This window comes from Polaromonas sp., from assembly GCF_039932935.1.
GTDB lineage: Bacteria > Pseudomonadota > Gammaproteobacteria > Burkholderiales > Burkholderiaceae_C > Polaromonas.
Genome location: NZ_JBDTPB010000017.1, coordinates 18,689 through 29,238, shown reverse-complemented (window position 1 = coordinate 29,238; position 10,550 = coordinate 18,689). Strand labels below are relative to the sequence as shown.

Annotated in this window: 8 protein-coding genes and 1 pseudogene; 8 read left to right on the top strand and 1 reads right to left on the bottom strand. The window is 63.1% G+C overall.

From position 1 onward, the window contains the following. The 4 genes from ABI546_RS02765 to ABI546_RS02750 form a co-directional block, all read left to right on the top strand. Positions 1–549: sugar ABC transporter permease (locus ABI546_RS02765; protein ID WP_348043876.1), on the top strand; the 549-nt coding region annotated here is incomplete at its 5' end. 10 nt (positions 550–559) lie between these two features. Continuing rightward, the gene (locus ABI546_RS02760) at positions 560–1,615 is read left to right on the top strand and encodes a carbohydrate ABC transporter permease (protein ID WP_348043874.1); all 1,056 of its coding nucleotides are present in this window, start codon (positions 560–562) and stop codon (positions 1,613–1,615) included. Positions 1,616–1,629: 14 nt separating this feature from the next. Continuing rightward, positions 1,630–2,631, top strand: a complete 1,002-nt coding sequence (locus tag ABI546_RS02755; RefSeq protein WP_348043872.1) for an ATP-binding cassette domain-containing protein — start codon at positions 1,630–1,632, stop codon at positions 2,629–2,631. A 50-nt stretch (positions 2,632–2,681) separates the two neighbouring features. Next, entirely contained in the window at positions 2,682–5,105 is a 2,424-nt protein-coding gene (locus tag ABI546_RS02750) for a glycoside hydrolase family 31 protein (RefSeq protein WP_348043870.1), read from the top strand. An 18-nt stretch (positions 5,106–5,123) separates the two neighbouring features. On the opposite strand, the gene ABI546_RS02745 is transcribed toward ABI546_RS02750, so the two are convergent. Then, the gene (locus ABI546_RS02745; protein WP_348043868.1) at positions 5,124–5,882 is read right to left on the bottom strand and encodes a TSUP family transporter; all 759 of its coding nucleotides are present in this window, start codon (positions 5,880–5,882) and stop codon (positions 5,124–5,126) included. 674 nt (positions 5,883–6,556) lie between these two features. Here ABI546_RS02745 and ABI546_RS02740 point away from each other — a divergent pair. The 4 genes and pseudogenes from ABI546_RS02740 to ABI546_RS02725 all read left to right on the top strand — a co-directional run bounded on the left by ABI546_RS02740 (position 6,557) and on the right by ABI546_RS02725 (position 10,497). Beyond that, on the top strand, positions 6,557–7,864 hold the full coding sequence (locus tag ABI546_RS02740) for an ammonium transporter (protein ID WP_348043866.1): 1,308 nt from the start codon (positions 6,557–6,559) through the stop codon (positions 7,862–7,864). A 40-nt stretch (positions 7,865–7,904) separates the two neighbouring features. Further along, positions 7,905–8,177, top strand: a pseudogene (locus tag ABI546_RS02735) (hypothetical protein); the annotation flags it as partial. Between the two features lie 368 nt (positions 8,178–8,545). After that, positions 8,546–9,391 carry a PhnD/SsuA/transferrin family substrate-binding protein gene (locus ABI546_RS02730; RefSeq protein ID WP_348043865.1) on the top strand — a complete coding sequence of 282 codons (846 nt, stop codon included), beginning with the start codon at positions 8,546–8,548 and terminating at the stop codon, positions 9,389–9,391. A gap of 332 nt (positions 9,392–9,723) precedes the next feature. Beyond that, the gene (locus ABI546_RS02725) at positions 9,724–10,497 is read left to right on the top strand and encodes a crotonase/enoyl-CoA hydratase family protein (RefSeq protein ID WP_348043864.1); all 774 of its coding nucleotides are present in this window, start codon (positions 9,724–9,726) and stop codon (positions 10,495–10,497) included. Positions 10,498–10,550 lie beyond the last annotated feature (53 nt).

Below are 10,550 nucleotides of genomic sequence, written 5' to 3'. Positions count from 1 at the left end.
TCGCCGGTGGTGGTGGCGCTGATCTGGAAGTGGTTGCTGCAAAGCCAGGGAGTGTTCAATGCCGCGCTGGTGTCCATGGGCGGCTCGCCGATGGACTGGCTGCTGGATCGGCACTGGGCTTTTTTCTGGGTGGTGGTGGTGTCGATCTGGGCCCACATGGGGTTCTACACACTCATCCTGCTGGCCGGCCTGCAGGCCATTCCGAGAGATGTGTACGAAGCCGCCGAGATGGACGCCGCGCCGCCCTGGCGTGTGCTGAGGCGCATCACACTGCCGTTGCTCATGCCCAACCTGATCGTGGTGCTCGTGCTGGTGATGATCCGCGCGGTGCAAACCTTTGACGAAGTGTTCGTACTCACCGGCGGCGGCCCGGGCTCGGCCACCACCTTCATCGTGCAGTACATCTACCAGACCGGTTTTGCCGAGCAGATCCACCTGTATGGCCTGGCCGCTGCGGCCTCATTGATTCTTGCTGTCGGCCTGATGGCCCTGACGCTCGCGCAACTGCGGTTGTCCAAAGCCGGCGAGGCCGGAAAAACCAAAAAATAGGACCGCAGCCATGGCAAATTTCTTCACCCGCACAAGGGGCCGCGCGCACGGCGGTACACGCCTGCACTGGACGGATTGGTTGTCTTATGCCTACCTGCTGGCCGGGCTGTTTGTGATGTTCGGCCCGGTGCTCTGGCTCGTGATGTCGTCCTTCAAGACCGAAAGCGCGCTGAGCCAGTTCCCGCCGACCTTTCTGCCCTACACCCAGAAGGAAGTTGTGGTGGCCGGTTACGACAAACCCCTGCCGCTGTTTCGCGCCAAGGACGAGCATGGCCAGGTTCGCGAACTGGCCCAAGTGCGCCGCATTGGCCTCATCGCCACCATGGTTGACCCGGCAGCGCCGCAGACCGAGCTGCGCATCAACATCAATGACCGCAAGCCGATGAATGAGCTCAAGTTTGCCGGCGCCAACTACACCGAGCTGTTCGGCAAGTTCGCCTTTGGCACCTATTTGTGGAACAGCGTGTTCATCACGGTGGTGGCCACCCTCCTCACGCTGCTGTTCAACTCCATGGCCGCGTTTGCGCTGTCCAAGTACCAGTTCACCGGGCAGAAGACCGTGTTCGTGCTGATCATCGCCACGTTGATGATTCCGCCCACCATCATCCTTGTGCCCGCCTTTCTGGTGATCTCGGGCCTGGGCCTGCTGAACAACCTCTGGGGCGTGATCCTGCCTGCGGTGGCCACGCCCACCGGCGTGTTTTTGCTGCGTCAGTACATGCTGACCATTCCCGATGAACTGCTGGAGGCCGCGCGCATGGACAACGCCAGCGAGTGGCGCATCTACTGGAAGATCATCCTGCCGCTGGCCGCGCCGGCCATGGCGGTGCTGGCCATCTTCTCTTTCATGTGGCGCTGGAACGACTTCCTCTGGCCATTGATCGTGCTGTCCAAGTCGGAGCACTTCACCCTGCAGCTTGCGCTCAACGCCTTCCAGGGCGAACTCAACACGCAGTGGCACTACCTGCTGGCGATGACCGTGATCACCTTGATCCCGATCACCCTGGTCTTCGCTTTCCTGCAGAAATACATCGCGACCGGCATTGCCAGCGCCGGTGTCAAATAAACCGAGGACTCCCCGTGGCCACTCTTGAACTCGCCAATGTCGTTAAAACCTTCGACAAAGCCACCATCATTCATGGTGTGGACCTGACCGTCTCCGACGGTGAATTCGTGGTCTTTGTCGGCCCATCGGGCTGCGGGAAATCCACGCTGCTGCGCATCATCTCGGGGCTGGAGCCCGCCAGCAGCGGCGACATCCGCATCGACGGCCAGCGCGTCAACGAGGTGAGCGCCGCGCACCGCGGCTGCTCCATGGTGTTCCAGTCGTATGCGCTGTACCCTCACATGAGCGTTTACGACAACATGGCTTTCGGCCTCGAGAACCTGGGCGTGGCCAGACCCGTCATCGAAAACAAGGTCAACGCCGCCGCCGCCATGCTGCAGCTTACGCCGCTGCTGCAGCGCAAGCCCACGCAGCTCTCCGGCGGCCAGCGTCAGCGCGTGGCGATCGGACGCTCTATCGTGCGTGAGCCCAAACTCTTTTTGTTCGACGAGCCGCTGTCCAATCTCGACGCTGAACTGCGCGTCTCGATGCGCGCCGAGATCCGCGACCTGCATGCCCGGCTGGGCGCAACCATGGTCTACGTCACCCACGACCAGGTCGAAGCCATGACCATGGCCGACAAGATCGTGGTGCTGCGCGCCGGCCGCATCGAACAGGTCGGTTCGCCGCTGGAGCTGTACAACCGGCCCTGCAACCAGTTCGTGGCCGGTTTCATCGGCAGCCCACGCATGAACTTCGTGCCGGTGGCACAGATACCCGGGGCCAAGCCCGGCACCCAGACTGTGGGCATCCGGCCCGAGCACGCGCAGTTGTCGGGCGACGGCCCGCTGCAACTGGTGGTGTCGCAGGTCGAACAGCTCGGCAGCACCAGCATCCTGCACGGCAAGGTGGTGGCCGACGCGCCCTTCGAGTTGATTCTGAACGGCCAGACAGCCATCAAGCGCGGCGACACCGTACGGGTGAGCGCACCCGCGGAGCAGCTGCATTATTTTGACCAGAACGGCCTGCGCCTGTAAGCGCCGTGCCTGCTTGACCCCGATTTCCCGATCTCTCCCGATCCATCGACATGCGCCTTGACCACCCCCCCGTATTCGCCCTGAAGTCCCGCAGCGGTAACCACCTCGTCCTGGAGAGCGCTGGCGCCGCCGCGGCCCATGTCTGGGTGCTCGAAGAAGACATCGTCCGGGTGCTGGTGCTGCCGCAAGGCCGGCTGCAGATGCCGCGCAGCTGGACGGTGGCGCCCGGGCTGGCGAACCTGCCCGTCGAAGGCTGCGACCGATTTGACGTGAGCGGTTTTTCGCTGCCCGCGTTTGAGCTGGATCAGGACGGCGCGCGACTGCAGATCACCGCCGGCGCCGTGCGCCTGACCATTGCCCTTGAAGGTTTTTTCTGCCGTTGGGAAAGCCGGCACCACGGCGCATGGCAGGCCACCGCAGCCGACCGCTCCACGCAAAGCTACAACTTCGGCTGGTGGGACGAAAAGGTTTACCACTACCTGCAACGCGAACGCGGTGAGGCCTACTTCGGCCTGGGCGAGCGCGCAGGCGACGCCAATCGCGCCGGCCAGCGTTACCGCATGTGCAACCTTGACCCCATGGGCTATAGCGCGCGCAGCACCGACCCGCTGTACAAGCACATCCCGTTTTACATCACCCGAAAACCAGGCAACGGCGGCGAGCAAGACGCGGGCCTGTGCTATGGCCTCTTCTACGACACCTTGTCAGACTGCAGCTTCGACATGGGCCGCGAAATGGACAACTACCACGGCCCCTACCGTTACTTTGTGGCTGACCACGGCGACCTCGACCTGTATTACATCGCCGGAGACGACCCGGCCGCCATCACCCGCCGCTACACCTGGCTGACCGGCCGCCCGATCTTTCCGCCGCGCTACGCACTGGGATACTCGGGCTCGACCATGAGTTATACCGACGCGCCGAACGCGCAGGAGCGCATGGGCGAATTCCTCGAGCGCTGCGAAGAGCACGACATTCCGTGCGACTCCTTTCACCTGTCCTCGGGCTACACCTCCATCGGCACCGGCCGTTACGTCTTCAATTGGAACCGCGAAAAGTTTCCCGACCCGGCCGCCTTCGTGCAGAGCTACCTCGACCGCGGTGTGCGCCTGGTGCCCAACATCAAGCCTGCATTGCTGCGCGACCACCCGCGTTTCGAAGAAGCCCGCCAGGCGGGCCTGCTGGTGCAAGACCCGGATGGCCAGCCCACCGCCATCCAGTTCTGGGACGGCACCGGTGCCTACCTCGACTTCACCAACCCCGCCACCATCACCTGGTGGAAGAAGCAGGTGAGCGAGCAGTTGCTCCAGTACGGCATCCCCACCACCTGGAACGACAACAACGAATACGAAATCTGGAGCGACAAGGCCATGGCCCACGGCTTTGGCGCGCCGCGCCCTGCGCGTGAGGCACGCCCATTGCAGACCCTGCTGATGATGCAGGCTTCGCACGCCGCGCAGACCGAGTTCGCGCCGGCCGAGCGGCCTTACCTGGTGTCGCGCTCAGGCGCGGCCGGCATGCAGCGTTATGTGCAGACCTGGTCGGGCGACAACTACACCGCCTGGGAAACCCTGCGCTACAACATCCGCATGGGCCTGGGCCTGGCCATGTCGGGTGTGTCCAATACCGGGCACGACATTGGGGGCTTCTCGGGCCCCGCGCCCGGCCCGGAGTTGCTGGTGCGCTGGGTGCAACACGGCATTTTTCTGCCTCGTTTCAGTATTCATTCATGGAACGACGACAAAACCGTCAACGAACCCTGGATGTACCCCGAAGTCACGCCGCAGATTCGCGAGCTGATTCACCTGCGCTACCGGCTCATGCCCTACTTGTATGACCTGGTGTGGCGTTACCACAGCGCCTACGAGCCCATCATCCGGCCGACCTATCACGACTTTCCGGCAGACACGCGTTGCCTGGAAGAAAACGACGACATGCTGCTTGGCTCCAACCTGCTGGTGGCCGCGGTGGTAGAGCCCGGCCAGCACGAGCGGCGGGTGTGGTTGCCGGGCACCGGTGGCTGGTACGAGTGGCACACGGCGCGCTATCTCGCAGCCGGCCAGCATGTCACGCTCGAAGCCAGGCTGGACGGCCCGCCGCCCCTGCTGGCGCGCGAAGGCTGTGCGATCCCGATGAATCTGGGTGAAATCCATTTCGGGCGCGTCGAGGATCTGCGCGGCTTCCAGGTGTTTCCGTTCCAGGGCGAAGGCCAGTTCAACGCCACCTGTTTTGAAGACGACGGTCATTCCCAAGGCTGCCGCGACGGCGCATACGGCCAATGGAGCCTGCAGGTCGCCTGCACTCCCCAGAGCCTGCACATCAGCGTAGCGCGCGAAGGTGCACGGCCACCCACGCACGACACCCTGATTCTTCGGCTGCCCGCCGCGGAGCAACGTGGTTTGCGTTTTGCCGGCGCAACTCTGGTGCACGACGCCATCGAGGGCGCGTGGCGCCAGCTGACATTGAAACTTTAAGGTTTCGCCCGCGCGGGGCTAGCGCAGGAACGCGTCATAGCCCGTCTTGAAGATCAGCGCGCTGACGACGGCAATAAACACCCCCCTGACAAAGCCGGCGCCGTGCTTCAGTGCCAGCCGGGTGCCCAGCAGGCTGCCCGCCACGTTGGCCACTGCCATCGTGAGGGCAAAGTGCCACCAGACATGGCCCTTGTAGGCAAAGAGCGCCAGCGCCGCCAAGTTGGTGGCAGTGTTGAGCAGCTTGGCCGATGCCGAGGCGTTCAAGAAGTCATACCCGAGCCAGCGCACAAACAAAAAGACAAAGAAGCTGCCGGTGCCCGGGCCGAAGAATCCGTCGTAAAAGCCCAGCACCAGCCCGATGCTGCAGGCGGCGGTGGTTTCGGCGTGCCCGGTGAAGCGCGGCGTATGGTGGCGGCCCAGCTCCTTCTTGACCAGCGTATAGAACAACACGGCCACCAGCACAAAAGGCAGGGTCTTGCGCAAAAACCCCGGAGAGATGACCGTCACCAGCCAGGCGCCCGCCAGGGAGCCGGCGAAACCCGCCGCAGCAGCCGGGAGCAGCGCCGCCCAGCGGAGCTCGACACGGCGGGCATATTGCGCGGTGGCGACCGCCGTGCCCCAGACCGACGCGCCCTTGTTCACCCCAAACAGGGTAGCGGGGTGGGTGGTGGGGAAAACAGCAAACAGGGTGGGCACCAGGATCAGACCGCCGCCTCCAACGATCGAGTCCACAAAACCGGCCAGCAATGAGGCCAGCGAGACGATAAATAATTCCATGGCCCGGATTGTCTCATCGCCCCGAACGGGGCTTGCTATCAAATGAATAGCTGGTTGCGCCCGTCCATTAAAGAGGTTGGGGCTTTTGAGGGGGCACCTCATCTGGGCGGCGGCATAAAAAAAGCGCTGGGGTTACCAGCGCTTTTTGCAAATCTGCATCTCTTGTGGAATGCCGCTTTGCTTGTGTACTTTTTAATGACTCTCTCGTGTCTCCTCGGCTCCTCGCGTTGCGAGCAGCTAGGCTCGTCAGCAAGTCATCCAATATAGCTGGCGCACTGTCCTAGTGCATTGGGGGTTTCCCGCCCCCGGGCTTTGGGCTGTCGGTGGCGCGTGCGGCGGTTTTTGGGGCGCCGAAGCGTCCCGGCATGCGCACTTTTGCCGTACAAATTCCCGTGGCAACTCCATCACAAGGGCTACTGCAATATTGGCACGACTTATGCCTGCTGTTACCAATTGTTGTTGACTGAACAGGCGGGCACCGTATGCAAGTGAACAGATTTCTGGCGTTGGGTATGTCTATATGTTTGGGCCTGGCGTGCCAGCAGGTCCTGGCACAAACCACGGCACCACCCGCCGCTTCTCCCGCGGTAGTCCCGCCGGTTGTGGCGGTCAGCGCCCCGGGGGTCGCCCCTGCCCAGCCGCCGGCCGCAGTTCCAGCGCCCCCTCCAGCGCCGATGGTTGCCGCTCCTGCGCCTTCCCCTGCGGTTGCACCGGCCCCCGCACCACTGACCCAACCGGGACTGGTCGGCGTGGAGACCCTCAATGGTGCTGACACCGCGTGGATGATGACCTCCACCGCACTGGTGTTGCTCATGACCTTGCCCGGCATTGCACTCTTTTATGGCGGCATGGTGCGCCGCAAGAGCGTGCTGAACGTCATGGCCTGCGTCGTCGCCATTTGTGCGGTCGTCAGCCTGCTCTGGTTTGCCGTGGGTTATTCCATTGCCTTCACGCCCGGCAAAGGTGCGCTCGGCCACTATCTGGGCGGTCCCGAGCGGTTCTGGTTCGCCGGGCTGGATTATGTGAAAGATGCGCAGAAGGTAGCTGTGAGCCATATCGCACCCAACATTCCCGAGTCGGTCTATGCCATGTTCCAGCTGACGTTTGCCATCATCACGGCTGCGCTGGTAGTCGGCTCGTTTGTGGAGCGCATGCGCTTTTCCGCGATGCTGGTGTTCATGTCGCTGTGGACCGTCATCGTCTACGCGCCCATAGCCCACTGGGTCTGGGAGCCCAACGGCTGGCTTGCCCGCATGGGCGCGCTGGACTTTGCCGGCGGCTCGGTGGTGCACATCAACGCCGGCATAGCCGGGCTGGTCTGTGCCTATGTGCTCGGGCCGCGCCACGGTTACGGCCGTGAACCCTTCACACCTTTCAACCTGGGCCTGACCATGGCCGGTGCGGGCATGCTCTGGGTCGGCTGGTTCGGCTTTAACGCCGGCTCTGCCGTGGCCTCCGACGGCCGCGCCGGCCTGGCGATGGCCGTCACGCACATCGCGGCTGCCGCGGGCGCGCTGTCGTGGATGGCGGCCGAATGGGTTGTTCGCGGGCGTCCCTCCCTGCTGGGTCTGTGTTCGGGCCTGGTGGCGGGGCTGGTCGCCATCACGCCGGCGGCAGGCTTTGTCTCGCCGCGTGCCGCCCTGGTGTTTGGCTTGGTAGCCGGTGTGGCCTGCTACTGGGGCGCCACGGGCCTGAAGCGCCTGCTCAACGCCGACGATTCGCTGGACGTGTTCGGCGTGCATGGCGTGGGCGGCATTGTGGGTTCGCTGCTGACCGGCGTCTTTGCCAGCAAGGCCATCTCCGGTGTCGAGGGAAGCGTGATGACCCAGGCGATCGGCGCCGGCGCGGTCATGCTCTACAGCCTCTTCATGACGGCGCTTGCGTTGTGGGTCACGTCGCTCATTGTCAGCTTGCGTGTCAGCGAAGCCGCGGAGAGCGATGGCCTCGACATTACCCAGCATGCCGAGCGGCTGGGCACCTGATTGATTGACAACCGGATTCCACTTTCAAGGACAGCGCACCATGCCTTCCAGTGAAAAAATTGCCGTTGCAGCCCATCTGCATGTTCTGTTGCGGCGTAAAACCGGCCGGGTGACAGACACCGAGTGGATGGCCGGCAACCAGGAGTACGCGGCCGAAATAGCGCGTTTTGCGCGGGAAAAGGCCGCCGAGGACGGACACGTGGACCTGGCCGTGTGGGCCGACCGGCTGGAAGAAATCATGGCCGTCCCCGAGCTCAGGGCGCGCGTGCCGCTGGTGCAGATGGTGTCCGAGGTGGTGAAGGAGCGCAGCCAGCCGGTACTTGCCCCGGCCCCTGTGCCGGACCGCCAGAGCGCCCGGTCGATCGATACCGAGGAAGAGGTCTATCCCGAATCGGGTTTTATCGAGTCGACTTTCGGCGCCATTTTCGGCGAGGGCGAGTCAGCGCGGGAGCGCAGGCACCGGGATCCGAATGCGCCGCGCTATGTCAAGGGCCTGCGATAAACAGACGGCGGTCTCTCGCTGGCGGCGTTTCTCGCGCGCCGCATAGGCATGACTACTTGCACGCGTCGTAACTTTATGGTGAAGATGTTTATTAAAGTAACACCAAGTGACACATTGCGACTGGCAACCGGCCAAAGCAGCCATTAGCATGCGTTCTTGATAAATATAAGGAGGAGCTTATGCAGCGGACTTTGATGTTAGGAAGCCTGACCTTGCTACTGGGAGGCGGTCAGTTTTTCATGGGCGTTGCCCATGCCCAGGCCCAGGCGCAAGCCCAGCAGCTGATACTGGGTATCAGCGAGGGCACTTCGGGCGGCTTGGACCACGCCCAGGTGATCGCCAAATACCAGGGGTTGGCGGAGGTCATCAGCAAGGCCATGAAAGCCAAGGTCAGCGTGGTGTTTGCGCGTGAGTTCAAGCAGCTGGAAGAGGGCATGCAGACCGGCCGCTTCGACCTGGTGATGGCGCGGCCCAGCGACTACCCGGCGCGCGGCATGCGCGACTACGGCTACAGCTACATTGCCAGCACCAAGCCCGACGGTCAGTGTTTCATCATCGCGCCTAAGGGCTCGGCCCTCAAGTCCATCGCCGACGTCAAGGGCAAGCGGATTGCCTTGCCGGAGCAGATCGCCTACATGTCCCGCTTCTGCGCCGCTGAGCTCAGGGACAAAGGCATCCTGGTGGACAAGGAAAACGTGCAGTTCGTGCGCGAGCAGGCTGCGGTCGGCTTTTACCTTGACAACAAATTTGCCGACGTGGGTGGTGTTGCCTCGTACTCGGGCATTGCCAAAAAATGGGAAAAAGACGGTGGCCGTATCCTGCACAAGAGCGTGGCCCAGCCCTATTTCCCGCTGGTAGCCCACAAACGCGTCAAGCCAGAACAGCTCAAGGCCATCCAGGAGGAATTGCTGGCGTTGCCCGCAAGCGATGCCGGCAAGGACGTGCTCAAGCGCATCGGCATCGAGCAGTTCGACACCACATCAGAAGCGCGCATGCGCGAACTGCTGAAGTGGCTCAATATCTAAACTGAGCTGAGCCGCGGCTGGCGGCGCCTCGCGCCGGCCACGGCGCGGGTTAGCTTGCGGCGTTGCGCGGGCACGCCGCATGGTTGCGCATAGGCTGAGCGTCAGTGTCGGCCTTCGCACGCGGTGTCCATTCCGCACTTGATGGGCACCTCTTCATAATCCTCTGCACCGTCAAAGAATGTCCAACTGCTGTCGGATCGGCTGATTGCCTTGGCCTGCCCGCATCGCTGTTGCTTCATCGCGCCCTAGGGTTTTCACTAGAAAAAAGACGAGATATCACGTTGTAATAGTTATTATTCATAACCATAATTGGCTTTCAGAACCTGGCTCACATGACCCCAAAATACCTTCATCTTGAAATGCGCGGCAACATTGCCGTCGTCCGCCTGGCGCGCCCCGCCAAGCGCAACGCCTTGGGCGATGCGCTGATTGTTGCGCTGCGCGACCTGTTCGAAAACCTGCCTTCCGAGACCAAATCCGCCGTGTTGTGCGGCGAGGGCGATCACTTCTGCGCGGGGCTTGACCTCAGCGAGCTCAAGGAGCGCGACGCCAGCCAGGGCATGCACCATTCGCGCATGTGGCATGCGGCGCTGGAGCGCGTGCAGTACGGGCCGGTGCCCGTCATTGCGGCCCTGCAGGGCGCGGTGGTCGGCGGCGGCCTCGAGCTGGCGAGCGCCTGCCACATCCGGGTGGCCGACGAAAGCGCTTTCTACGCGCTGCCCGAAGGCTCGCGCGGCATTTTTGTGGGCGGCGGCGGCGCGGTGCGCATCCCGCGGCTGATTGGTGCTGCCCGCATGACCGACATGATGCTGACGGGCCGGGTCTACAACGCCCAGGACGGTGAGCGCATCGGCATCGCGCAATACCTGGTGCCCGCCGGGCAGGCCTTCGACAAAGCGCTCGAGCTGGCGGGCCGTGTTGCGGAAAACGCACCTCTCACCAACTACGCCCTCATGCACGCATTGCCGCGCATTGCCGAGCAGCCTGCAGACCAGGGCTTTTTCACCGAGGCCCTGATGGCGGCTGTGGCGCAAAGCGCGCCCGAGGCCAAGCGCCGCGTTAAAGACTTCCTCGACGGCAAGGCCCGCAAGGTCCAGAAGAGTTGACCAGAGGCACGGGCAACGAGACAGTGACTTAAAAAAAGACAGAAGAGACAAAC

What these genes read in the sequence shown, in the direction of transcription:
- ABI546_RS02760 (WP_348043874.1), top strand. Translation starts at nt 560, where the DNA reads ATGGCAAATTTCTTCACCCGCACAAGGGGCCGCGCGCACGGCGGTACA.
- ABI546_RS02750 (WP_348043870.1), top strand. Translation starts at nt 2,682, where the DNA reads ATGCGCCTTGACCACCCCCCCGTATTCGCCCTGAAGTCCCGCAGCGGT.
- ABI546_RS02745 (WP_348043868.1), bottom strand. Translation starts at nt 5,882, where the DNA reads ATGGAATTATTTATCGTCTCGCTGGCCTCATTGCTGGCCGGTTTTGTG.
- ABI546_RS02740 (WP_348043866.1), top strand. Translation starts at nt 6,557, where the DNA reads ATGGTTGCCGCTCCTGCGCCTTCCCCTGCGGTTGCACCGGCCCCCGCA.
- ABI546_RS02730 (WP_348043865.1), top strand. Translation starts at nt 8,546, where the DNA reads ATGCAGCGGACTTTGATGTTAGGAAGCCTGACCTTGCTACTGGGAGGC.
- ABI546_RS02725 (WP_348043864.1), top strand. Translation starts at nt 9,724, where the DNA reads ATGACCCCAAAATACCTTCATCTTGAAATGCGCGGCAACATTGCCGTC.